The organism is Mesorhizobium sp. L-8-10, assembly GCF_016756635.1.
Taxonomy (GTDB): Bacteria; Pseudomonadota; Alphaproteobacteria; order Rhizobiales; family Rhizobiaceae.
This window is the reverse complement of record NZ_AP023263.1, coordinates 3317083-3340812: the sequence shown is the minus strand read 5'-3', so window position 1 is coordinate 3340812 and position 23730 is coordinate 3317083. Positions and strand designations below refer to the sequence as shown.

26 protein-coding genes and 1 pseudogene are annotated in these 23730 nt (G+C 63.2%); 13 read left to right on the top strand and 14 right to left on the bottom strand.

Annotated elements, in window-relative coordinates:
• Positions 1-2 precede the first annotated feature (2 nt).
• On the bottom strand, positions 3-1784 hold the full coding sequence (locus tag JN280_RS15490; protein ID WP_202313326.1) for an ABC transporter substrate-binding protein: 1782 nt from the start codon (positions 1782-1784) through the stop codon (positions 3-5).
• A gap of 40 nt (positions 1785-1824) precedes the next feature.
• Between JN280_RS15490 and JN280_RS15485 the strand changes: the two genes are divergently transcribed.
• Complete coding sequence (locus JN280_RS15485) at positions 1825-2724, top strand: LysR family transcriptional regulator (protein WP_202313325.1); 900 nt, start codon at positions 1825-1827, stop codon at positions 2722-2724.
• Positions 2725-2758: 34 nt separating this feature from the next.
• On the opposite strand, the gene JN280_RS15480 is transcribed toward JN280_RS15485, so the two are convergent.
• From JN280_RS15480 to JN280_RS15445, 8 genes are all read right to left on the bottom strand, one after another.
• Positions 2759-3523, bottom strand: coding sequence for an SDR family oxidoreductase (locus JN280_RS15480; RefSeq protein ID WP_202313323.1), 765 nt, complete (start codon positions 3521-3523; stop codon positions 2759-2761).
• A 106-nt stretch (positions 3524-3629) separates the two neighbouring features.
• Complete coding sequence (locus JN280_RS15475) at positions 3630-4376, bottom strand: SDR family oxidoreductase (RefSeq protein WP_202313321.1); 747 nt, start codon at positions 4374-4376, stop codon at positions 3630-3632.
• An 8-nt stretch (positions 4377-4384) separates the two neighbouring features.
• A complete protein-coding gene (locus tag JN280_RS15470) occupies positions 4385-5839 on the bottom strand; it encodes an aldehyde dehydrogenase family protein (RefSeq protein WP_202313320.1) in 1455 nt (484 codons plus the stop codon).
• Positions 5840-5934: 95 nt separating this feature from the next.
• Positions 5935-7059: a 3-isopropylmalate dehydrogenase gene (leuB, locus tag JN280_RS15465; RefSeq protein ID WP_202314790.1), complete on the bottom strand. Its 1125-nt coding sequence runs from the start codon at positions 7057-7059 to the stop codon at positions 5935-5937.
• 77 nt (positions 7060-7136) lie between these two features.
• On the bottom strand, positions 7137-8633 hold the full coding sequence (locus JN280_RS15460; protein ID WP_202313319.1) for a tripartite tricarboxylate transporter permease: 1497 nt from the start codon (positions 8631-8633) through the stop codon (positions 7137-7139).
• A 9-nt stretch (positions 8634-8642) separates the two neighbouring features.
• The gene (locus tag JN280_RS15455; protein WP_202313318.1) at positions 8643-9101 is read right to left on the bottom strand and encodes a tripartite tricarboxylate transporter TctB family protein; all 459 of its coding nucleotides are present in this window, start codon (positions 9099-9101) and stop codon (positions 8643-8645) included.
• A gap of 29 nt (positions 9102-9130) precedes the next feature.
• Positions 9131-10078 (bottom strand): tripartite tricarboxylate transporter substrate binding protein, encoded by a 948-nt coding sequence (locus tag JN280_RS15450; protein WP_202313317.1) that lies wholly within the window; start codon positions 10076-10078, stop codon positions 9131-9133.
• Between the two features lie 95 nt (positions 10079-10173).
• Positions 10174-11583 (bottom strand): sulfatase, encoded by a 1410-nt coding sequence (locus JN280_RS15445; protein WP_202313316.1) that lies wholly within the window; start codon positions 11581-11583, stop codon positions 10174-10176.
• A 151-nt stretch (positions 11584-11734) separates the two neighbouring features.
• On the opposite strand from JN280_RS15445, the gene JN280_RS15440 reads away from it, so the two are divergent.
• Positions 11735-12415 carry a GntR family transcriptional regulator gene (locus JN280_RS15440; RefSeq protein WP_202313315.1) on the top strand — a complete coding sequence of 227 codons (681 nt, stop codon included), beginning with the start codon at positions 11735-11737 and terminating at the stop codon, positions 12413-12415.
• Between the two features lie 187 nt (positions 12416-12602).
• Positions 12603-12857, top strand: a complete 255-nt coding sequence (locus tag JN280_RS15435; RefSeq protein ID WP_202313314.1) for a hypothetical protein — start codon at positions 12603-12605, stop codon at positions 12855-12857.
• Positions 12858-13070: 213 nt separating this feature from the next.
• On the opposite strand, the gene JN280_RS15430 is transcribed toward JN280_RS15435, so the two are convergent.
• From JN280_RS15430 to JN280_RS15410, 5 genes and pseudogenes are all read right to left on the bottom strand, one after another.
• On the bottom strand, positions 13071-13271 hold the full coding sequence (locus JN280_RS15430) for a hypothetical protein (RefSeq protein ID WP_202313313.1): 201 nt from the start codon (positions 13269-13271) through the stop codon (positions 13071-13073).
• A 67-nt stretch (positions 13272-13338) separates the two neighbouring features.
• Positions 13339-13500 (bottom strand): hypothetical protein, encoded by a 162-nt coding sequence (locus tag JN280_RS15425; RefSeq protein ID WP_202313311.1) that lies wholly within the window; start codon positions 13498-13500, stop codon positions 13339-13341.
• A gap of 88 nt (positions 13501-13588) precedes the next feature.
• A pseudogene (locus JN280_RS15420) lies at positions 13589-13922 on the bottom strand (electron transfer flavoprotein subunit alpha/FixB family protein); the annotation flags it as partial.
• 40 nt (positions 13923-13962) lie between these two features.
• On the bottom strand, positions 13963-15180 hold the full coding sequence (locus JN280_RS15415; protein ID WP_202313309.1) for an NAD(P)/FAD-dependent oxidoreductase: 1218 nt from the start codon (positions 15178-15180) through the stop codon (positions 13963-13965).
• A 16-nt stretch (positions 15181-15196) separates the two neighbouring features.
• Positions 15197-15961 (bottom strand): HpcH/HpaI aldolase family protein, encoded by a 765-nt coding sequence (locus JN280_RS15410; RefSeq protein WP_202313308.1) that lies wholly within the window; start codon positions 15959-15961, stop codon positions 15197-15199.
• Positions 15962-16070: 109 nt separating this feature from the next.
• On the opposite strand from JN280_RS15410, the gene JN280_RS15405 reads away from it, so the two are divergent.
• The 10 genes from JN280_RS15405 to JN280_RS15365 all read left to right on the top strand — a co-directional run bounded on the left by JN280_RS15405 (position 16071) and on the right by JN280_RS15365 (position 23681).
• Positions 16071-16961, top strand: coding sequence for a 2-hydroxy-3-oxopropionate reductase (locus tag JN280_RS15405; RefSeq protein ID WP_202313307.1), 891 nt, complete (start codon positions 16071-16073; stop codon positions 16959-16961).
• Positions 16962-16966: 5 nt separating this feature from the next.
• Positions 16967-17539 (top strand): shikimate dehydrogenase family protein, encoded by a 573-nt coding sequence (locus tag JN280_RS15400; RefSeq protein WP_244743341.1) that lies wholly within the window; start codon positions 16967-16969, stop codon positions 17537-17539.
• Positions 17536-17772, top strand: a complete 237-nt coding sequence (locus JN280_RS39455) for a hypothetical protein (RefSeq protein ID WP_244743339.1) — start codon at positions 17536-17538, stop codon at positions 17770-17772. The genes JN280_RS15400 and JN280_RS39455 overlap by 4 nt, the downstream gene beginning before the upstream one ends.
• On the top strand, positions 17765-18571 hold the full coding sequence (locus JN280_RS15395) for an SDR family NAD(P)-dependent oxidoreductase (RefSeq protein WP_202313306.1): 807 nt from the start codon (positions 17765-17767) through the stop codon (positions 18569-18571). Before JN280_RS39455 ends, JN280_RS15395 begins: the two co-directional genes overlap by 8 nt.
• Before the next feature lie 15 nt (positions 18572-18586).
• Complete coding sequence (locus tag JN280_RS15390; protein WP_202313305.1) at positions 18587-18934, top strand: RidA family protein; 348 nt, start codon at positions 18587-18589, stop codon at positions 18932-18934.
• A 49-nt stretch (positions 18935-18983) separates the two neighbouring features.
• The gene (locus JN280_RS15385) at positions 18984-19772 is read left to right on the top strand and encodes a FadR/GntR family transcriptional regulator (protein WP_202313304.1); all 789 of its coding nucleotides are present in this window, start codon (positions 18984-18986) and stop codon (positions 19770-19772) included.
• A 286-nt stretch (positions 19773-20058) separates the two neighbouring features.
• Positions 20059-20772, top strand: coding sequence for an SDR family oxidoreductase (locus JN280_RS15380; protein ID WP_202313303.1), 714 nt, complete (start codon positions 20059-20061; stop codon positions 20770-20772).
• Between the two features lie 10 nt (positions 20773-20782).
• Positions 20783-21532 carry an SDR family NAD(P)-dependent oxidoreductase gene (locus JN280_RS15375; RefSeq protein WP_202313302.1) on the top strand — a complete coding sequence of 250 codons (750 nt, stop codon included), beginning with the start codon at positions 20783-20785 and terminating at the stop codon, positions 21530-21532.
• A gap of 87 nt (positions 21533-21619) precedes the next feature.
• The gene (locus JN280_RS15370; protein WP_202313300.1) at positions 21620-22570 is read left to right on the top strand and encodes a LysR substrate-binding domain-containing protein; all 951 of its coding nucleotides are present in this window, start codon (positions 21620-21622) and stop codon (positions 22568-22570) included.
• A 76-nt stretch (positions 22571-22646) separates the two neighbouring features.
• Complete coding sequence (locus JN280_RS15365) at positions 22647-23681, top strand: amino acid ABC transporter substrate-binding protein (RefSeq protein WP_202313298.1); 1035 nt, start codon at positions 22647-22649, stop codon at positions 23679-23681.
• Positions 23682-23730: the final 49 nt, after the last annotated feature.

The window sequence follows — 23730 nt, the reverse complement described above, 5'->3', positions numbered from 1 at the left end:
GATCAGCTTGCCAGCCAGGATTGCCGCAGCATCACGAGCGCCGCGGTCGGCATCGTCGAGTAGCCCTTCAGCTCCGAACGCCACAGCTCGAAATTGATCGGGCAGGCAGCCGGGAAAATCGCATAGGCCTGATCGGCGATACGCGTCTGGATGTCGCGGTAGATGCCGACGCGCGCAGCCGGGTCGACGGTCTGGCTGCCCTTGAGGAAAAGCGCGTCAAGTTCGGGATCCGGTGTCTTGCCGGGATTGATCGAGGAAGTGGAAGCGAGGCGGATATTCATGTTGGTTTCCGGATCGGCTGCCGGAATCAATCCCACCACGACCAGCGGCGCCAGGGTGCCCTGTAAGGTCTTGACCAGGCTGCCCCATTCCATCTGCTCGATATCGAAACGGATTCCAACCCGGGCAACCTGTTGCTGCACGACCTGCGCGACTGCCACATCGCTGAATGTCGCGGGCGACACTGCAAGTTTTGTCTCGAAACCGTCAGGATAGCCAGCCTCGGCCAGGAGGGCCTTGGCCTGCTCCAGATCCTCGGTCTGGTAGGGCAGACCAGGAACCTCCTCACTCGGAAAGCCGTATGGCGCCTGTGCGGGCGGGATGGCGGCCGTCGGCGCGGCCCGGCCCCGCCACACCACATCCGCGATCTGCTGCCGGTTCATGGCCAGGCTGAACGCACGCCGCACCCGGACATCGTCGAAAGGTGGGGTGCGCTGGTCGATCTGCAACAGTACGACGCGCATGTTCGCCGGGCTCTCCGGGGTCTCGAAGCCGGGCTGGCCGGCAATCTGTTGCACCACCTCGGGGGTGGTGACCGACGTCAATTGGCAGGTATTGCTGCGCAGCGCGGCAACACGGCTTCCCTCATCGGGGATGATCCGGAGCTCCAGCCCGTCGAGATAGGGCAGGCCCTCTTCGTAGTAGTCGTCGTTGCGGGTCAGAACGAGATTGGAATTGGCCTGGAAGCTCACGAACTTGAACGGTCCGGTCCCGGCGCTGCCGGCGACCACCTCATTGGTGGGCTTGATGTCAACTTCCGACACGATCGCCGAGTATTTGACCGTCGCCAGAAGGTTCAGGAACGGCGCGAAGGGTTTGGACATTCGAAAAATGACGGTCCGGTCATCCGGCGTCTCGATCGCACTGATCGGTGAATAGAGCGAACGCCATGGCGAGGCGGTATCCGGATTGGCAATGCGGTCGAAAGTAAATTTCACGTCCGAGCTGCGCAGCGTCTCGCCATTGTGGAACTTGACGCCTTCGCGCAGGACGAACTTGTAGGTCAGATCGTCGACGATCTCATAGCTTTGCGCCAGATCGGGCTCGACCTTGGTCCCCGTCCGATCCCAGCGAAGCAGGCAGCCGAAGATATGCTCCGTCACGGCGGTTGTGGCGAAGGCGGCCGATTTGTGCGGATCGAAGCTGGGCGGATTCGTCGTCAGGCCAACCACGAGGACACCACCCCGACGAGGCGCATCCTGCGCCAGCGCCGAACCTGTCAGTCCAACCGCAGCCAGTCCGAGCGCCGAGGTTCCGGTCCAAAGGAAGGATCTTCTGCTGATCGCCATTTTTTTCCCCTGTTGATGGCAAGTCTTCTTGCTCTTCCGGCGGTTCCAAACGCCCGCCGGGTGACGGCACCTCCCGCCGCCGGTCGCGCCTCGGCTTTCCAAGCCATAACGATTCTGCGCTATTTTGTTTTGACGCTCAGCTAGAGGCGTTGCAAAAATCGGGCTGGATCTACGATACGCAGGGGCATTATGAAGAGATGCTCCAAATCGGAACAATGCCAGTCTTGGGCAAGATTCATAACTCGGGTGTAATGGTGTGAACCTCAGCCAACTTCGGGTCTTTCTGGTCGTTGCGGAGCATCTGAACCTGTCACACGCAGCCGAGACCCTCGGCCTCACGCAGCCCGCACTGTCTAGGCTGATGGCGCGGCTGCAGAACGATCTCGATGTCCAGCTCTACGTGCGAAAAGGGCGCGGCATAGCGCTGACGGAGGCCGGGAATGTGCTGCGCCGGCGCTCCGAGGACGTCGTCGAGCGGCTGGACGAAACCATCGCCCTGGTGTCCGACATGCGGGCGGGCGTCACCGGGCACGTGGCGCTGGGTGTCGGTCCGGCCTTTTTGAGCATCACTGCCGATGCGATCGGCGCGTTGGAGGTTTCGCAGCCGCGCATCCGTTACACGATCCGCGAAGGCACGACCCAGGAATTGTTTGAGTGGGTCAAGATCCGAGAGATCGACTTTGCCCTGCTCGGCTGGATTCAGCCGGAGGCCGATGAGGCCGGCTTCGACGCGGCCCTGAACTGGAAGCGCTTGCTGGTCGACGACCTCGTGATCGTCACGCGGGAAGATCATCCGCTGCAAAAAGCCACGCCAAAGGCGCTTAGCGATCTTGCCGCCTATCGCTGGGTCTTTCCCCGCACCAGCACCAAGTTGAGTCGGGAACTGCACCGCCGGTTCCGGAATGCCGGCCTGCCACCGCCCTCAGCCAGCGTCCTTACCAGTTCGCTGTTTGCTACCCTGGCAATTCTGCGCCGCACCGATCACATGGCGCTGATGACGAGAAGTTCGCTGTCCGACCAGGACATGCCGGGCATATGCGCGCTCGATCAACCGTGGATGGAACTCAGGCGCGAAGCATTTCTGGTCACGCTGAGAGGAATGCAGCTCCCGGCCCCGGTCGCTGCGCTGATCGAGAAGATCCGGCGCTTGCTTTGACTTCGCCGACCGCCCCGCCCGAGGTCGGCTTCGCCTACATCTGTATGGTCATGCCGCCGTCGACGGTCAGGACATGACCATTGACGAACGATGAAGCTTGGCTGGCAAGAAAAACCGCAGCGCCGGCTATTTCGTGCGGCTGGCCCCAGCGGCCCAGCGGCACGCGGCGCTTGAGATACTCGTTCACGTCCGGGTCTTCGCTCATCGCCCTGTTGGTCTCCGTCGCGAAGAACCCCGGTGCGATCGCATTGCTGGTGATGCCGAAGGGTCCGTACTCGACGGCGAGGGCGCGCATCAAACCGGTGAGCCCTTGCTTTGCCGCGGAGTAGACCGTGTTTCCCGGGCGGGCGACCGCGCCGGCGATCGATGTAACTGTGATGATGCGGCCAAAGCCTCGCGATTTCATGCTCTCTGCAAGATCCCTCGTCAGCAGCGCCGAAGCCGTCAAGTCGACCTCGATCAGACGTCGGACATCATCGTCGCTCATCTCCGACAGCGATCTGCGATCGCGCAGGCCCACATTGTTCACGAGGATGTCCGGCGTGTCCGACCCGAAGGCCTTGACGGCGCTGCGGCGCTCGGCGTCGTCGGCGATGTCGAACGCGCTTGTCGAAACGTCCAGGCCTTCGGAGCCGAGCTGGTCGATCAGGTGCGCCAGACGCGACGGCGATCGTCCGTTCAGCCAGACGCGCGCTCCGGCCTGGGCAAGGGCACGTGCGATTTCCAGTCCCAGCCCCGCGCCGGAGCCGGTCACCAGCGCGGTTCTGTTCTTCAGCGAAAACGAGTCCATAATGGTCATTGGCTGGCGCTCCTTCCGGGATGGCCCAGGGCCGGAGCGGCTCCTGGCAACACGCGGCGCGTCCGCGGCTGCGGGCGGATGCAGGCGAAGGCTGCCACGTGCCCCCTCAGATACAGCGGCCGCCGTCGACCTCCAAGCAGACCCCGGTGACCATGCTGGCCTCGTCCGAGCACAGGTAACAGGCCGCATTGCCCATGTCCGCGGGTGTCGAGAACCGGCCCAGCGGAATGGTCGACAGGAACTTCGCACGCACTTCCGGAGTATCCTCGCCCATGAACATCTTCAGAAGCGGTGTCTCTCCGGCCACCGGATTGATCGCATTGACCCGCACCCCTTCCGGGGCAAGCTCGATCGCCATACCGCGGGTCGCGTTGGTCATCCATCCCTTGGAGGCGTTGTACCAGCTCAGCCTGGGCCGCGGGCTGACCGCCGCGGTGGAGGCAACGTTCAGGATTGCGCCCGCCCGACGCCGCTTCATGTGCGGGACGATCTCTTGCGCGGTCAGGAAGACGGACTTGCAGTTGACCGCGAGAACCCTGTCGAAATCTTCCTCGCTGATCTCGTCCATTGGCGCGGGGAGATGCGTCGTACCGGCATTGTTGACCAGGATGTCGATCTGTCCGAATGCGGCAAGTGCGGCGTCCGCCATCGCCTTGACGTCGCCGCGGGCCGTCACGTTGGTCCTCGTCGCCTGCACGCTCTCGCCGAGTTCGACGGCCAGGGCATTCGCCAGTTCGATGTTCAGATCGGCGATCAGTACCTTGGCGCCTTCGCTCGCAAACTTGCGAACTATCCCGGCCCCGAATCCGGATGCTCCGCCGGTCACGATGGCTGATTTTCCGTCGAGTCTCATGTGATGTCCTATCCGTGATATGCTGCTACGGTTTTCAAGGTCGAGAAGCCGAAAAGTGCCTCGAAGCCCTTTTCGCGTCCGTGGCCGGAGAGCCGAACGCCGCCGAACGGAAGTTCGACGCCGCCGCCGGCCCCGTAATTGTTGAGGAAGACCTGACCCGCTCGCAGCTTCCGCGCCAGCCGCATCTGGCGAGCGCCGTCACGCGACCAAACGGAGGCGACCAGGCCGAACTCCGTCCCGTTCGCGATTGCGACGGCCTCCTCCTCGTCCGAGAACGGTATGACCACTTGAACCGGCCCGAAGATTTCCCTCTGTGCCAGGACGTGATCAGGCCGCACGCCCGCGAACAACGTCGGCGCGACATAGGAGCCGCCGGCAGGCGCACCGGCCACAACGGTGCCGCGCGCGGCCACGTCGAGGTCCGACCCCATGGCCAGAAAGTCCTCGACGATGGTCTTTTGCCGCGACGAGACAAGTGGGCCCAGGTCCAGATCGGCCATCGCCGGCCCTGCTTTCATCGCGTCGTAGCGAATGCTCATGGCGGCGACCAGTTCGTCGTACCGGCTTCGATGCACCAGGATGCGCGAGGCTGCGGAGCAGGTCTGCCCCGCATTCTGAATGCCCGAGTTCACAAGGAACGGAAGAGCGGCATCCAGGTCCGCGTCGTCAAAGACCAACTGGGGCGACTTGCCTCCAAGTTCCAGCGTGACCGGCACGACGTTGGTCGCGGCCGCCTGCTGGATCAGTTTTCCAACGCCGACCGAACCGGTGAACGAAATATGGTGTATCCTGGGATGCCGCGAGAGAGCGGCGCCCGCCTCGGCGCCCAGTCCGGGAACCACGTTGAGCGCTCCATCTGGCAGCCCGGCCCGGCGGGCGATCTCCGCAAAGGCGAGCGCGGTGAGGCAGGCCTCCTCCGCCGGTTTCAGGACGGCGGCATTCCCCATGGCAAGCGCTGCGCCCACGGAACGTCCGATGATCTGCATCGGATAGTTCCAGGGGATAATGTGGCCGGTGACACCGTGCGGTTCGCGCAAGGCATAGACAGTATATCCGTCAAGATAGGGGATCGTCGTGCCGTGCACTTTGTCGGCCGAGCCTGCATAGAATTCCATGTAGCGTGCGAGAGCCACCGCATCCGCGCGTGCCTGCTTGAGAGGTTTGCCCACGTCGAGCGCTTCAAGCTTCGCCAGTTCGTCAGCCTGTTCGAGCACCAGCTCTCCGATTTTTGCGAGAATGCGGCCACGCTCGAAACTGGCGAGCTTTCCCCAAGTGCCGGCACGTGCCGCTTCGGCGGCGTCGACGGCCCGTTCGATGTCCTCCGCGCCGCCGGCGGCGATTGCGCAGATCTCAGTTCCATCGGAAGGGTTGTAGAGGCCGATCTGGTTCCCGGACGCGGGGGGCACCCATCGGTTCGATATGAAGCAATGTCCGGGTTCCGGCAGCAAGGGGTGAAACGTCATACGCAGGTTCCTTGGGTTGGGGTTTCAGGCGGCCGGACGCTGAGCAGGCCGCATCAGCCGTTCCGTTCTGCCGGGCGGCGATGGCGACCGCGCGATCACAAAAACGCCAGTTGGTCTTCCGCCGCCGCGAGGATGGCGTCGCCCATTCCTTCGGTGGTAACGGGGATCCCGAAATTGGCCGGTAGCAGATCGGCGGTCCGGACACCTTGCGCGAGCGTGGACTTGATCGCGGCTTCGATCAGCTCCGCTCCCTTCGCCATATCAAGGGAATAGCGAAGCGCCATTGCAACGCTGAGGATGCACGCAATCGGATTTGCGAGGTTCTTGCCCGCGATATCCGGCGCCGATCCATGCACCGGTTCATACAATCCGAACCAGCGACCCGAAGAAGACTTGTCGCCGATCGAGGCGGAGGGCAGCATTCCAAGCGAACCCGTGAGCATCGCTGCCTCGTCGCTAAGGATGTCGCCGAACAGGTTGTCGGTAACGATGACATCGAATTGCCGAGGGTTGCGGACCAATTGCATGGCACCGTTGTCGGCGTACATATGAGTCAGGTCGACGTCGGCGAACTCAGCGTCATGAAGGTCCTGGAGTTCTTCCCGCCAGAGCATTCCGGCTTCCATCACGTTCGCTTTGTCCATCGAGCAAAGGCGCTTGTCTCGACTGCGCGCGAGTTCGAAGGCGAAGCGGGCGACCCGTTCTATCTCTTCGCTCGTATAGCGTTGGGTGTTGATGCCGATCTTGCGCCCCGTCTCGCTCGGGAACACGCCGCGCGGTTCGCCGAAATAGAGGCCGCTCGTAAGCTCGCGCACGATGACCAGATCAAGCCCTTCCACCACTTCAGGCTTGAGGGTGGACCGTGTCGCAAGCGCGTCGAAGCAGGTGATCGGCCGCAGATTCGCGTAGAGATCGAATTCCTTGCGGAGCCGCAGCAGGCCCTGCTCGGGCCGAAGCCGGAACGGCGCGCTTTCGTATTTCGGGCCACCGACTGCCCCGACCAGAAGCGCGTCGCAGGAGCGCGCCAGGTCGACCGTCTCTTCGGTCACCGGCACCGCGTGTCTGTCATAGGCGCATCCTCCGAGCAGGGCCGGCACGGTCTCGATACCGGCGTCGAGGCGCGCATTGAGCCAATCGATAATCCGTACGGCCTGTCCCATGACTTCCGGGCCGATGCCGTCCCCCGCCAGAACCAGCACTCTGCGTCGGCGTTCTCCCATGCTCACGGTTTTCGTACTCCCGTCATCTTTCAAAATTTCCAACGGTCGATCGCCGCCGTCCGTGCGTCAGGTCCGGCTCACGGTTCGCGGCGCATCTCTCGCCGGCGTGCGACGGTCCTCATCAGGGGCCAGGACACGACGAGGAAGGTGACGGCGAAGATCAGCGAAGCGATGGGACGTTCAAAGAACCGGACTGGATTCATCTGGGTCAGGATCAGTCCCTGCCGAAGGCTCGTCTCCAACGAGGGTCCAAGGATGAAGCCGATGACGATCGGAGCCAGCGGAACGTTGGCCAGGCGCAACAGGAACCCGACCATGCCTGCGACAACGGCAATCCAGACGTCCAGGATGCTGGCGCGGACAACAAATGATCCCGCCAAAGCGAGCGCGACGACGAAACCCATGATCAATGCGTGCGGGATACGGAGAATTCGCGTGAACAATCGTGTGGTCAGAGCGCCTGCGAGGAACATCATGACATTGGCAGCGAGCAGGGCAACGAAGATGAAGGCTATGAGATCGGGATTGTGTGCGAAAAGCTGTACGCCGGGGGTCACACCATGGATGATCAAAGCCCCCATCATCACAGCGGTCGCCGCATCGCCCGGGATTCCCAGCGCCAGGGTCGGGACCAGCGCGCCGCCCGTCACCGCATTGTTTGCAACCTCCGACGATACCAGCCCTTCCGGTTCGCCTGTGCCGAACCTGTCTCGGACGGGCGATGCGGCGCGCGCCCTGGAATAGGACAAAAGACTGGCGGCAGTGGCTCCGATTCCGGGAAGAACTCCCAGAAATGTGCCGATCAGCGAACTGCGCAGGAGCGTCCTTTTCAGCCGCCACCACGCAGTGAAGGGAGCAATCTTGAAGCCGGCGTGGTCAATGGCATCCGCAACGACCATTTTCTTGCCTGCGGACATGAAGACCTCGGAAAGCGCGAACAATCCGATCAGGATCGGTACGGCGTGGAGGCCGGCAGAGAGGGCGAAGTTTCCAAAAGTGAATCGCTCCACTCCGCTCATGCTGTCGATGCCGACGGTGGACAGAACCAGTCCGACTACTCCCGCCAGAAGCCCCTTGAGCGTGCTTCCGCTCGAGACCCATGCGATGGTCGTCAGAGAGAAAATGATCAGCGCCAGCGTCTCGATCGAGCCGAAGCGGATGGCAAGGGATGCAAGCTGGGGCGCCGCGAAGATCAGAACCAGCCCGGAGAACAGGCCTCCGATGGTCGAGGCCATGGTCACCCAGCCGAGCGCCTCATCCGCATGCCCTTTCTGTGCCATGGGATAGCCGTCGAAGGTGGTGGCGGCTGACTGCGGCGTGCCCGGGACATTGATCAACACCGCCGGAATTGCGCCTCCGAAGATCGACGACACATAGATCGCGAGCAACATTCCGATGGCCTGCGGGGCGCTGAGCGCAAAGGTGAAGGGGAGAACCATCGCAAGCGCGGTCACCGTGCCCAGGCCCGGAAGCGCGCCGACAACGATCCCAACGAATGTCGCGATCACCATGACGATCAGGGTCAGAGGGTCGCCGAGATGCGACAGCGCTCCAAGGAACGTTTCAAGGTCCATCGGGCTGTCTCACCAAAAGTCGGGAACCCGCGGGAGCGGCAGCGCGGCGACGCGTGTCAGAACGAGATGGAGCGCTCCGCTTCCCAGCACCGCCCCCAAGGCGTTCAGCAGATGGCGCCGGAACCCGAGCAACCAGCAGGTCAGGAAAACCGCGACCGGGGCGACGAGCATGAAGCCCAACGGTTGCAGCAGCAAGGTCGCGGCAGTCAGAAGAACCGCGATGGCCACGATAGTCGCCCAGTCCCGGCCCGCCGTCGGCACAAATGGACCGCGAAGACCCGCGACGAGGATCGCCAGTGACAGCACGATCCAAATCGTCAGGAAGACCTGGGGCACCAGAAAAGGCGGAATGTCCCCCGCAAGCGCGAAGGAGCCCTCGGCCTGCTGAAAGCAGGAAACCAGAAGTACGCAGCCGATGAGGCCGAAGGCCAAGCCAAGTATCACGTCGCTGTTGATCCACCTGTTCATCGGTACGATCTCCGAGCCGGGCAATGCGATCACTTGACCAGGCCGATCTCGGCCAGCAGCGACGCGTTGCGCTTGTATTGGTCGCTGAAGAACTTCGCGAAGTCTTCGCGGCCGAGATAGCTGATCTGGTAGTTGAGCGTCTCCATGCCTTTGACGAAATCCGCATCCCTCAGCGCCGCCGCGCAGGCCGTCGACAGCTTCTCGACGATGGCATCGGGTGTCCCCGCCGGAACGAAAGCACCGAACCAGACGCTCAGCTGAATGTCGTGGCCGAGTTCCCGTAGCGTGGGAACGTCGGGCAGAGCCGCCAGCCTCTCCGCACTGGCGACTGCGAGAGCCTTGGTCCCATAGATGTTCGCGGCGGTGTAGATATCGCCCTGTACGACCGCTTCGCCGCCGAGAATCGCTTTGGCGGAAGCAGCGCCGCCATCGGTGGGGAGATAGACGAACCCGACGCCATAGGCCTTCGCCGCGGCCGCCTGGACGATATGGGGAAGTGAACCGACCGCCTGCCCGGTGGCGACCATGCCGCCGGCCTTTGCATCCTTCATCAGATCATCCAGCGAGTTATACTTGCTGTCGGGTGCGACGAGAATGGCCGTAGCCGTGTCTGAAATCTTGCAGATGGGTATGAAGCTGTCCTTGCCGTAGGGCAATGGCCGCAGATGTGGCTGGATCGTCACCGTCGCCACCGGGCTGTAGGCCACAGTGTAGCCGTCGGGTGCTGCCGCCGCAGCCTGCGCGGTGCCGATGGTGCCGCCTGCTCCCGGGACGTTGAGCGGCACGATGGTTGCCCCGTCGAGCGCCTTGCTCATCGCCGTCTGGAACAGCCGCCCGGAAACATCGGCGTGACTCCCGGGCGGGAATGCGATGACGAGTTCGATCGGTCTTTCCGGCCAGTCGGCAAACGCCGCCGTTGCGGCCATGGCTGCGAAGACAGCGGAAATGGCATACATACTCAGTCTGTAGATAGACATCTGTTCCTCCCTTGGAATCCGGCCCTCCCAAGCCGGCGCGTCAAACCTTGACAGTCCCCGGTCAGGGCGTTCCGCTGCCTTTCTCTGGACCCCGTTCAGAAGTGGTCCGGGAGCCGCGGTTTGCAGTATTTGGCTTCCACCCCCTCGGTTCTCATGCTTTGGGCATAGAGCTCCAACATCCGCTGGACGACCTGTGGATTGTCGGCGGCTACGTTGTTCTGTTGTTTCGGGTCGGTGCGCAGATCATAGAGTTCGACCGGTTCCCGCGGCGTTGCAAACAGAAGCGACCACTCCGGCGTGGTGATTGTGACCGGCTGCCAGTCCACGACGGTCCTCATCAGGTCGTCGACTGCAAGGACGCCCTCCCCCGGATTCGCGAAGGGCAGCGCGGTCAGGATGTGATCGCGGCCCACGAAAGGCTCTCCCATCGCCGCCGGCAACAGCGACCGACCGTTGACGCCCTCGCCCGGCTTCAGGCCGACCATGTCGAGCAGGGTCGGCGCGATATCCAGCGCGCAGGCAAGTTCGCTCGTGCGGCCCGGCTTTGCGCCCGGCACATGGATGATGAGCGGCACCTTGGCGATCTCTTCGTAGAGTGGAGAGCGCATCCATGTCGCCTCGCCCGGAGCGCGCCGAACCAGCTTGCCCATCTGTTCGTGCTCGCCCAGCAGGAAGCCGTGGTCGGACACAAAGATGACGGCGGTCGAATCCTCAATCCCGAGATAGACTAATTGTTCGAGGAGATGGCCGATCCAGCGGTCGACGAGTTCCAGCTCCCCCGCGTAGCAGGCACGTGCGACTTGCACGTCGCGATCGGTCAGTCCGTGCTTGCTGATGTTGCCGTAGGGCGGATGGACACGCTCGCCGCTGTAGTCTGGCAGGTAACGCTTGATATAATACGCGGGCGGATCCCATGGCTCGTGCGGATCCCAAGTGTCGACCAGCGCGAAGAACTTGTCCTGGTAGATTTCTTCGAGCGACTTTGCTGCCTGGATCATCGTCAGCGGTGCCGGGCAGTCCCTTTCGCCTGACCTGTGGTCGGGCCTCACCTTTCCGGTGATAGGCCATTGCGGCATCTTTCCTTTTGACTGTCCCTTGTCCTCGCCCGGTGCCGAATAGGCGTTGTACTGCGGTGTCCCCAGCAGTTGCGACTTCATGTCGTAGAAATAGTTGAACCCGCGATCATAGTTGTAGCCATTGACCTGATAGAAAGGCGTGTCGACCACTCCAAGGGTCGTGTAGCCCGCGGAAGTCATTTGCGACACGATCGAGATGTCGGACTTCGGCAGAGGACCCCAGCCATTTCCCGCATAGGCAGCCTTGCCGGTGAGGTAGTCGTATCTCGCCGGCACAGTCGGAAAACTCGAGGCATAGTAGCGATCGAACACCATCGATCGTGCGGCAAGACGGTCAAGATTCGGGGTGTGGACGTGACCGCCGTTGTAACCCAGCATGTCCCCCCTCACCGTATCCGAAACGATCATCAAAATCTTGTCGATTGCCAAGTTCGTATCCTCCCATGAATGCACTGGTTGAGTAATATATTACACATCACATATGACGCGTCAACAGTTGCGCTGACAATCGATTGCCGGCAAGATAGAGGCGACTTCGGAGCACGAGGACCACTCGCGGACCATTGAGGGCGCTTTGAGATTGACCGATACCCAAGACGAATTGCCTCAACTGATGTCGCACCAGAGCTTCCGCGAGCAGGCGCGCGAAGTTATCAGGGGCATGATCGTTAGCGGAAAGATGGCGCCTGACGCCCTCTATTCAGCTCCGAAGATCGCGAGCGACCTCAACGTCTCGGCTACGCCCGTTCGCGAGGCGCTGCTGGACCTGGTTCAGGAAGGGCTGCTGCGGCCGGTGCGCAACCGCGGCTTCCAGGTCGTGATCATGACTGCCAAGGAACACGACGACGTGTTCAAGATTCGGCTCCTTCTGGAAGTGCCGAGCATCCGCGAAATCTCGAAAAGCTCACCGACCGCCAATCAGATGAAAGGACTCTACGACCTCGCGAACGCTGCCCGGCAGTTCGCACGGGAGGGGGATCTCATCGCCTACCTCAACGCGGATCGGCGGTTCCACATTTCCCTGATCGAACTGCTGGGCAACAAGCCCCTTACCGAGTTGGTGGCGTCGCTGCGAGACCGGGTCCGCCTTCTCGGCCTCGCGAATTCGGGCGCCAGATCGCATATTGTCCAGTCGGCGACCGAACATTTCGAACTGCTGGACCGGATCGCGGCGAGCGACACGGAGAGTGCCGCTGCCATCATAGAGCGGCATCTCAGGCGTTCCCGCGACGTGTGGGGAGCCGGAAGCGGTCCCGCCTAGCGAAACTGTCTCGGGCTATCACTGCTTCGGCCGATTCTGATCGGAACCCCGTCTGGGATTCCCGCGACGCTTCAAACCCGGGAAACGCAGAATGGCGGAATAGCGGCGGGCAAACTGGTTCTTGCTGGAACAGGCGCCATAATCAAGTACAGTCCCTGGGCTATCGCAGACGGAGGAGGAAGAGCAAATGTCCGTCGATGCGGCACCGAGCAAAGTGAACGCCGAATATGCAATCGAGTACCTCCAGGAGCATCCGCAAGCCGGGCTTTGCTGCGAGGATCGACGCTGGTGGATTACACCGAATGCGAACGAGACCGATCAGCAGATCCTGCTCCTTGATGTGGCTGAAGCTGAGCGGCTCAAGGACGATCCTCGCCTTCGACTTGTGTCCGGAATCGCTCATACGGGCCGGTCGCTCTGGGTCGTTCGGAGAATGACATAACCATCTGCCATTCCGCTCGGGTGGCGGAAGGCCTTTACGTAGGCCCATTGGCGACGGACGCGAGGTCGTCGCGGCAGCGATTCGGCCGAAAACCCGCTCTCGCTGGAAGAAGGCCCTGGCCGGGAGCACGCCGCCCATCCTCACTCCACGCCTTCCGCGAGCCCGGTTCTTTCTCGGCAGGCGACAATTCGCAGGGCGCGGCCATAGCCTGCGCTACGGTCCCGTGATCCTGTCCAGCGCAAATGCGACCCTCTCGCGCAGCAACTCGGCCATGTCACCATTTAGATGCAGCCGTACCCGGCCGCCGCGGGCATCCGTGAGCATGAGCATTACGCCTCCGTCGGTTTCGTTGTCGGCCAACTGGACATCCGTGACCACGAATTCGTGTGTGTGCCTGTTCAGATCTGAACCCATTTTCGCTCTCCTCTGCTGAAGAACGATGTAGCGCGCTAAGTTTGATGGGCCATGAGCGTTCTCAGGCTCAGCCAGGGCGGACAAACGAAGAGTGAACCGCGCCGGGATTGCCGGAGGTTTGGCGGGTGAAGTTGGTCACGCCGGCATTGCTGGACGGGCCTGGCGTGTGCAGCCACAGCGCCGAGTTCGCCGAGCCGTTCTGCACCGGGCAGGGAATCATTTCTTTCATCGGATGGTTTTCACAGCCGCCGATCTCCGGACGTGAACGGCGATCCCAGTTGGGAAGCTCCGGTCGCGCATGCCGCGATACCGGCGTCAAGGAGACCTTTCAGTTCCGGCAGTATGGTGAAGAGGTCGCCGACAAGACCGTAGTCGGCAACCTGGAAGTTCGGCGCTTCCTCGTCCTTGTTGATGGCGACGACGACCTTGGAATCCTTCATGCCGGCGGAATGCTGGATCGCGCCCGAAATGCCGACCGCGATGTAGAGCTCCGGCGCCACCACCTTGCCGGTCTGGCCGACCTGCCAGTCGTTCGGCGCATAGCCGGCACCTACCGTCGCGCGCGAAGCGCGGACGGCGGCGCCCTGGCTTGTCGGCGACCGGCAGGATCACCTCCTGGAACTTCTCCGACGAGCCCAGCGCGCGGCCGCCGAGGGCGAATGGTTGTGGCTCCCCGCAGTTGCGGGAGGAGCTAGATGACGGCCTCCTCCAGGAAGGGCTCGTTGCGAAGTATCCGCTCGTAGCTGAAGGGCGACAGATCGAGCGTCCGGAAGGCGCCGTGGATGATCAGCTCCGACACGGCGCGTCCGACCGCCGGCGACTGCTGCAGCCCGTGCCCCGAAAAGCCGTTGGCGAACATGAAGTTCGTCACGGTCGGGTGGAAGCCCACGATGCCGTTGTGGTCCAGCATGTTGTACTCGTAGTGGCCGGTCCAGCTCGTCTGGACCTTGAGGGCATCGAATGCGGGGATGCGATGCCAGAGCGCCGGCCAGATGCGTTCGTCGAATTCCTCGTGATGCATCTCGAAATCGTCGTAGTCGGCCGGGCCGTCGTCGAGGGGCGTGTTTCCTGTGAGAAACAGCTCTCCTTCCGGCCGCACGAAAGTGCCCGACAGATCGATCACGTTCGGCATCCTGCCCGGGATCGGCGTGGCGCTCGAAAAGACGAAGCTGTAGCGCTTGTACGGCGCGACCGGTATCGAAAGCCCCGCCATTGCGGCAACCTGTTGGGCGCGGGGACCGGCCGCGTCGATCAGCGTCCCGCAGGCGACGGTCTCGCCGGTCGCAAGCCTTGCGGCGACGACCCGTCCGCCGGATACCTGAAGCTCGGTGACTGCGTTGTCGACATATTCGACCCCGCAAGCGCGGGCGGCGCGGCGGAAGCCGTTGAGCATGCCCATCGAATCGAACCAGCCCTCTTCGCGCGCACCCCAGGAGCCGCCGCCGAGGTCCTCGACGTTGAGCCATGGGAAACGATCCTTCAATGGACCGGGTTCGAGGAACACCGTGTGGGCGCCCAGGCTGCGCTGCAGCTCGACGCGGGCCCTGGCCGCTTCCACGCCTTCGGGCGAGCAGCAGTAGAGGTAGCCATGTTCCCTGAAACCGAGATCGGGCGCGGGTTCGTTCTCGAAGAACGGCGCCATCCGCTCCGGAAAGCTCCGGATCATCTCGATGCCGAACTGGCTGATCTTCACGTTGATCGGATTGGAATATTGCTGCCGGATGGCGCTGGTGGACAGCGCCGTCGACGAGAATTCATAGCTGCTGTCGCGCTCGACCACGAGGATCGACATGCGCGTGCCCAGCTCCTGGCTGAGCCAGTAGGCGGTCGAGGATCCGATCACCGCGCCGCCAACGATGACGACGTCATAGGATGCATGGGCAGGCGCCTTGTAGGGAGGAATGGCCATGGCAGCTGCTCCCCGGTCAGTGGTTGAAGGAGGCGATCAAGGCGTCGGAGCCGCGCGCGAGCAGCCCCAGATCCGAGCCAACGGCGACCATGGTGAATCCGCCGGCCAGGTAGCGGTCGGCATCGGCCTTGACAGGCGCCAGGATGCCGCTGGCCTTGCCGGCGGCTGCGGCAGCCTCGCGCACCTTCGCGATCGCCTGCTGGACATGCGGAGCGCCCGGATTGCCCATCGCTCCCATGTTGGTCGACAGATCGCCGGGACCGACGAACAGGACGTCGACGCCGTCGACCGCGGCGATCTCCGCCGCGTTGGCCACGCCCGTCTCGCACTCGATCTGCACGGCCAGCAGCCGTTCGTTGCGGGCATTGGCGTGATAGCCGGCAATGCGGCCGAAGGCGTTGGCGCGATGCCCGACGGAAAAACCGCGGAAGCCGCCCGGCGCATAGGTCATCGCCGCCACGATCGCGCGGGCCTGCTCGGCGGTGCGCACATTGGGGATCATCAGGCTGCGGGCGCCGATATCCATCGCCTGCTTGATCAGGTTCGGATCGTCCGAGGGCAGGCGCACGACGCCTTCGCAGGAAAAGCCGCCGAGAACCTGGAGCTGGACCATGATGCTGCGCAGGTCGTTGGGGCTGTGCTCGCCGTCGATCAGCAGCCAGCCCGCGCCCGAACCGGCGACGATCTCGGTGGTCAGGGTGGACGCCAGCGAACACCACAGGCCGATATGCGGCCGGCCGGCCGCCACCGCCGCCTTGAGGGAGTTGGGGCGCTCTTGCATTCGTCGTCTCCAGCAGAAACAAGGATTGAAATTTGTATGATGTCCTATATCATACGACCAATCGTGACTGCAACAGGCGTCACAGGGTTGCGCCGCAAAGGGAGTTGAAATGAAGATCGGCTTCATCGGGCTGGGCGTGATGGGCGCGCCTATGGCGCGGCATCTGGCCGCTGCCGGGCATGAGATGGCGACCGTACTCAATCGCTCGCCGCTCCCAGAGGGCCTCGAGGCGAAAGTGGTCCAGTCGCCCGCCGACGTGGCGCGTCTTTCCGAAGTGATCATCACCATGTTGCCGGATACGCCTGATGTCGAGCGCGTCTTGTTCGGCAACCGTGGCGTGGCGGAGGGTATCTCGGCAGGATCGCTGGTCATCGATATGAGCTCGATCAGCCCGATTGCGACGGCAGCTTTTGCCGCGAGGCTGCGCGAGGCGGGCGCGGGCTACCTCGATGCCCCGGTTTCGGGCGGCGAGGTAGGGGCCAAGGCAGCAAGCCTGACCATCATGGTCGGCGGACCGAACGAGGAATTCGAACGGGCGCTGCCGATCTTCGAGAGGCTCGGGAAGAACATCACGCTCATAGGCGAAAAGAACGGCGCCGGGCAGACCTGCAAGATCGCCAACCAGATCATCGTCGCGCTCAACATCGAGGCGGTCGCCGAAGCCCTCGTCTTCGCGAGCAAAGCCGGCTGCGATCCCGCGAAGGTTCGCACGGCGCTCATGGGCGGCTTCGCCTCCTCGCGCGTGCTGGAAGTCCATGGCGAGCGCATGGTCGCGCGCACCTTTGCGCCGGGTTTCCGTGTCCGCCTGCACCAGAAGGACCTGGGTCTCGCCCTCGAAAGCGCTCGCGCGCTCGGCGTCTCACTGCCCAACACGGCAACGACGCAAGAATTGATGAACGCCTGCTCGGCGCAGGAGGGCGGAGCGGATGCCGACCATTCCTCGCTGGTACGGGCGCTGGAAATCCTGAGTAGCCACGAACTGTCGAACAGAAGGACATGATAAACATGCGCGGAACCGGCAAAGCCGATGTCTTCGTAATGCTCGCCCATCCGGTCGGCCACGCAAAAAGCCCCGGCATCTTCAACGAAATCTTCGAGCAGAAGGGACTGGACAGCCTGATGGTTCCCTTGAGCTGTCGCCCGGAGGATTTCGAGGCCTTCTGGGCCGGCATCACCGCGGCCGAGAACATCCGCGGCGTTATCATATCGGTGCCGTACAAGACCGCGGTCTACCACAAATGCGCCGCCGCTCATGACAGGGCCGCGCGCGTACAGAGCGCCAACTCGGTGCGCCGCCAGGCAGACGGGACCTGGTACGCCGACAATTTCGACGGTGTCGGCTTCATCGACGGCCTGAAGGCAGGCGGGCACCAGGTCTCCGGTCGGCGCATACTGCAGGTTGGCGGCGGCGGCGCAGGCGCTTCGCTCGCCTACTGCCTTGCGGAGGAAGGCGCCGTGGAGATTCGCCTTGCGGACGTCGACCGCGGCAGAGCCGAGAACCTGGCCGCCCTGGTCGCCCCCCGGACTGTCGGATTCAGGTCGGCGACGCCGACCCTTCGGGGATGGACATGGCGGTGAACGCGACACCATCGGGACTGAAGGCGAACGATCCGTTGCCGATGGACGTCAGCAAGCTGACACCGGACATGACCGTCGTGGACATCATCATGGAGCCGGCCGAGACGGCTCTGCTTCGCAAAGCAAAGGAGATCGGGTGCCGGATCCAGCCGGGGCGGCCGATGATGGATTTTCAGGTCGAAGCCATGTCCGAATTCTTCGACATAGAGCGCAGGAACCGTAACAATGGCTGAAACGCGCACGGCAGTCGTCGTCGGCGGGACTTCGGGAATCGGACAGGCGATCGCGATGCGCTTTGCCGAGGACGGTTATCGCGTAGCCGTCGCGGGGCGCGATGCGGCACGCGGCAAAGCCGTGGCCGCCGCCTGCGAGACCGCCGGTGCACCGGCGGCCCGGTTCTTCCGGACGGACGTCGGCGACCCAGCCTCTGTCGAGGCGCTCGGAAAGGCGGTCGAGGATGAATTCGGCGTGCCGCACGTCATCATCAACTGCGCAGGCCTCCTGCAGAGCGGCAAGCGCGTCCTCGATCAGGACCTGGAGGAGGACGAGAAGATGTGGCGCGTGAACTATCGCGGAACGCTCGTCGGCTGCCAGGTGTTCGGCAGGATGATGTCGGCCGCAGGGCGTGGCGCCATCCTCAATGTCGGCTCGCTGGCCTCCTTCGCGCCCCTGTCGCTTCCGGCATATACGCCCGGCAAGCATGCGGTCATGGCATTGACCCAAATCCTTGCCGCCGAGCTCGGACCGCATGGCGTGCGGGTCAACGCGGTCGCGCCCGGCTACACGCTTTCCGACGGCTTGAAGGACAAGATCGCCAGGGGCGAGCGCAATCCGGAGGCCATCAAGGCTACCACGGCGCTGCGTTGCTTCGTCGAACCGCGAGACGTCGCGGAAGCCGCGCTGTTCCTGTGCTCGGAACGCGCCGGTTCGATCACCGGCGTCACGCTGCCGGTCGATGCAGGCTGGCTCGTGCAGGCGCCCTATGCGCATTACCTGCAGGGCAACCCGATCCGCCCTGCTCCCGTCGCCTGATCCGAAAGAAGCACGATGCCCGATATCAGACGTTTCGATTTCGACACCCGCATCCACCATGGCGTCATCCACAACGGCACGGTCTATCTGACGGGTCAGGTCGCGAAGCCCGGTCAATCCGCAGCCGACCAGATGCGCGAGGTGCTGGACAAGATCGACACCCTTCTCGCCAGGGCAGGCACGGACAAGACCCGCATCCTGCACGCGCAGATGTGGCTGGACGACGTCCGCGATTTCGACGAAGTCAACAAGGTCTGGGATGCCTGGATGCCGATGGAACACGCGCCCGCGCGCTCCTCCGGAGAAGGACGCATGGCCAGGCCCGGGATGCTGGTGGAACTGATCGTGACGGCTGCGATCTGAAGGACCCGCAGCAAGGTGTCCCGGCTCCGGCAGGTTCGGAAGGAGAACGATGACGAAGCGATTGCCCCTGTCCACCGTCGTGGCCGAGAGCTTGTCGGCCAAGATACGTTCCCGCCAACTCGCGCCTGGCGCGCAACTGCCGACGGAAGCCGAGCTCTGCGCCGAATACGACGTAAGTCGCACCGTCATTCGTGAGGCGGTGGCTCGCCTGCGATCCGATGGGATGGTGGTGCCGCACCAGGGGCGGGGCATGTTCGTCAGCGAGATGCCGACCCCGCGCAACTTCTCGATACCGGACGAGGCATTGAAGACCCTGCCTGAAACCATCGCTCTTCTCGAACTGAGGTTGAGCGTCGAGGTCGAGGCCGCCGGGCTTTGCGCCGAGCGAAGGACCGAAGCCGAAGCCGAAGCCATCCGCGCGCTGATGGAACAGGTCGATGCGCAACACGCGGATCCGTTCGCCGTGCAGATCCACTACGACTACGATTTCCATCTGGCCATCGCCAAGGCGGCTCGCAACGAGTTCATTCACGGCTTCCTGAGCTATCTCAAGCCGATGATCGTCCCGCGCTATCAACTCGGCTACGTGGTCGCCCCCGGGCGCAAGGACACCTACTACGCGCGCATCCACAACGAACACAAGGCGATCGTCGACGCCATCGAAAAGCGGGACAGCAGCGGCGCACGCCGCGCCATGCGCAAGCACCTCCACAACAGTCTGGAGCGCGTGCGCGGTCTAGCGCAAGCATCCGGCGTCGAAACGACAGACGCAGAACAGAAGGCGGCCGCAGAGGCGCTTTTTGCGGAGCTGAAACCGAGGGTCACGGCGAAGCGGTAGCACCAGAACGATTCCGGCAGGCGCCGGCGAGCATCCTGGCGGGGCATGCGAAAGCAGCGTTTTGTCGCGAAGCGCGCGCGTTCGCGCCTGCGCTTGGATGTCAAGTGGTAGGTTCCTTGCGCTTTCCGGGTTCTTTTTGCTGCCGACAGCCACTCGAAGCCTGCACTGCCGCCTTCGAGTCGGGCACCAAAAGGAAAGCTGATCTTTCCTTTTTCCGGCTTTTTCTTGGTTTCCATAAGGCAACCGAAGCCACACACTCTATCCAAAGCAAATTGGAAGATCCGACGTGACGACAGCCTTCATCACAGGCGCAACCAGCGGCATCGGGCGGGCCATAGCGGCGGCACTGAGCGACGCCGGCTATGACGTCTTTGCGGCAGGTCGAACCGAGGCGGCTCTGAAGGAACTGCAGGCCGAGCGCCCGGGCATAGTGCCGATTGCAATCGACATCACCGACCGCGAAGGTCTGGAGTCCATCCTCGCGGATCTGCATATCGATGTGCTGGTCAACAATGCCGGCATGATGCCTCCGCTCGGCAATTTCGCCGACATGAAGATTGCCGACATCGATACGGCGCTCGAGGTCAATCTCAGCGCGGCGATCCTGCTGACGCGCCTCGTTGTCCCGCAGATGCGGGAGCGTCAGTCCGGGCACATCATCTTCACCGGCTCTTCGGCGGCTCATGCCGCCTTCCCGAATGTGGCTGTCTATTCCGCCACCAAGGCGGGCATCGCCGGCTTTGCCGCGGCGCTGCGCGCCGACCTCTCCCAATACGGCATCCGCGTGACCGAGATTGTCCCCGGCCGCGTGGAAACGCAGCTTTACAAGGACATCCTCGACGCCAACGCGCGGGCGGCAATGTACGCCGGCAACGTCGCCGTGCAGCCGGAAGATGTCGCCAGGATGGTCGTGACGCTGCTTGGCCTTCCCGCCTGGGCCAACGTCACCCGTTTCGACATCATGCCGACCCGCCCGGTTCCGCCGAGCGGAAGCAAATAGGGAGCAAGATATGAAAGATCTTTCCGTCCTCATCGTTGGCGGTGGTTCCGGACTTGGCGCGCTGCTCGCGCGAATGGCCGTCGACGCCGGCGCGGCCAAGATCGGCATCATCGACATCAATTCCGACGCGGCGGAGACGGCGCTGGAACCGGCGCGAACGAAGGGTCTTCCGACGGCATCGGCCAGATGCGATATACGGGTCGGTCCGGAATGCCATGCCGCCTTCGACGCGATTGTTTCGAAGCTCGGCCGCGTCGACACGCTGATCAATTGCGCCGCGATCTATCCGCGCCGTCCCATCCTCGAGATCACCGACGCCGAGTGGGACGCCTCCAACGGCATCAACATAAAGGGCACCTATCACATGATGGTTGCCGCAGTCCGGCACATGCAGCAGCAGGACCCAAAGGACCACGTGCGCGGGCGCATCGTGAACCTCACCTCTGTCGACGCCTTCAAGGCGCATCCGCAGAACCCTCACTACGCGGCGACGAAAGCTGCGGTCGTCAGCCTCACAAGGTCCTTTGCGCAGCACGTCGCCAAGGACGGCATCCTGGTCAACTCCGTCGCTCCCGCCGGCATGGCGACAGAGCGCGCGAAGGCTCTCGGCTTTCTCGATGAACTGGCGAAGGCAAGCCCGCTCGGCCGCGGCGCGCAGCCGACCGAGATCGCCGAGTGGGTGCTTATGACCGGCGGCCCGAAGAACACGTACATGACAGGCGAACAGGTCATCGTTTCGGGCGGGTACATCTACGCCTGATGCGAATGGTCGGCGGCCCGGTCAGCGGGCCGTCGGCAGCAGTCCAGGAATTCACGGAGTTCGAAACAGGAAGGAGCGGAACTGACGATGACCGGCAAGCTGCGCCTTCCGCCGTTGAATGCCCTGCGGGTCTTTCACGCCGTCGCACAGCACAAGAGTTTCCGCCAGGCCGCCGACGAGCTGCTTGTTACCCCTCAAGCGGTCGGACAACAGATCAAGCTTCTCGAAGACACGCTTCAGGTGACGCTGTTCGAGCGCAAGGGCAGGTCGATCGAACCGACGGAGTCGGCGATCCTGCTGTCGCACTATGTCAAGGCTGGCTTCGACGAGTTTGCCGAGGGCGTCCGCAGGGTTACCAAATCCGTCTACCGGGACCGCCTAAATCTGAATGCGAGTCCGTATTTCGCAACGCACTATCTGTTGCCGCGCCTCTCTTTGTTCCGGGAAATCCTCCCGGGGGCCGACCTTCGCCTGACCACCATGGTCGATCTCCCCGACTTCGGCCGCGACGACATCGATATGAGCGTGCAGTGGGGGTATGGCAAATGGGGCGACTATGAGGCGACCCTGCTCGTGCCGGATCCCAAGATCATCTGCTGCACGCCTTCGATCGGCGAGAAGATCAAGTCGGCCCAGGATCTGACGCGGTTCACGCTGCTGGACACGGTCAAGTCGCAGCGGCTGTGGCCCGACATACTCCGGCACCTCTGCGTGGAGAAGACGGACAGCGACCGCAGCATCGGCTTTGACGATGCCGCCACGATGCGGCGCGCGACGCTGCAAGGGATCGGTGTCGGCCTCGTCTCCGTGATCGACGCCGAGGAGGATCTGCGCTCGGGCGCGCTGGTGGCGCCGATCGGCCGCGACGCCCTCATCGGCATGAAGCCGGACGAGATCCCGGGATTCTATCTCGTGGTGCCCAAGGGCTATCTGCGCGTCAAGGCGGTCGCGGCTCTGCATCGATGGCTGACCCAACAGGATTGGGCGAGCGACCTCGAGGCCGCTCCCCTGCCGAAGCCGACACCTCTTTCCGACTGAGGACGGCTTTGCGAACCGGGCCCGGAAGGCCCCAACAACAAGAAGAACCAAACAACCTCAACAGTGGAGAAACAACATGAAAGCGATGAAATGGGGGGTTGCTGTTCTGGCCCTTGGCCTCGCCAATATTACGGCGTCCGCCCAGGCTGCGGGTGGCAAGACGTTGGAGGCCGTCAAGGCGCGCGGCGTGCTCAACTGCACGGGCCACGACGGCTCGTATCTCGGTTTCGCCGAGGTGGACGACAAGGGGAACTGGAAGGGCATCGACATCGATCTGTGCCGCGCAGTTGCGACCGCCGTCCTTGGCGATCCGTCGAAACTGAAGATCATCCCCATCAGCTGGGCGCAGCGCTGGCCTGAACTGCAGTCCGGCAACGTCGACATCGTCATCAAGGCCTCGGGCGGAACGCTCAGCCGCGACACCGAACTCGGCCTTCAGTTTTCCATGTCGTACTACCTCGGTACGACCAAGGTGATGGCACACAAGGAACTGAACGTCGCCTCGCTCAAGGACGCGGACGGCGGCTCCGTCTGCATCCCGGCCGGCACGACGATCGAGCAGCAGGTCGCCGGCTATGCAGCCAGGATCGGCGTCAAGCTGGAGCCCGTCGTCATCGAAAAGACGGAAGAGCTCGAGCAGGCCTACTTTTCGAAACGCTGCGACCTTTATGCTCAGTGGGGCCCGGTCGTCGCGATCGCGCGTGCGGCCAAGGGACAGGTCAACGATCACGTGATCCTGCCCGACGTGCTCGACGTCGAGCCGGAAGTGTTCATCATGCGCCAAGGTGACGACAACTGGGTCGACATCGCGAACTGGACGCTGTCGGCGCTGCTCTTTGCTGAGCAGTCGGGCATCAACTCCAACAACATCGACGAGATGAAGGCCAAGCCAGCGTCGTCTCAGATCAGCAAGTTTCTCGGCGTGACGCCGGGCGTCGGCAAGGGCCTCGGCCTGTCTGATGACTGGGCCTACAACGTGATCAAGAACGTCGGCAACTACGGGGAGGTCTTCGACCGCAACCTGGGCGCGGGTTCCCCCTACAAGATGGACCGCGAACTGACCGATCTGTGGAGCAACGGCGGCGTTCTTTACCCGCTCGTGTTCGACTGATCCGGCAAACGCCTCGCCCGGCATCGGCCAGGCGAGGCCCCCAATCCAC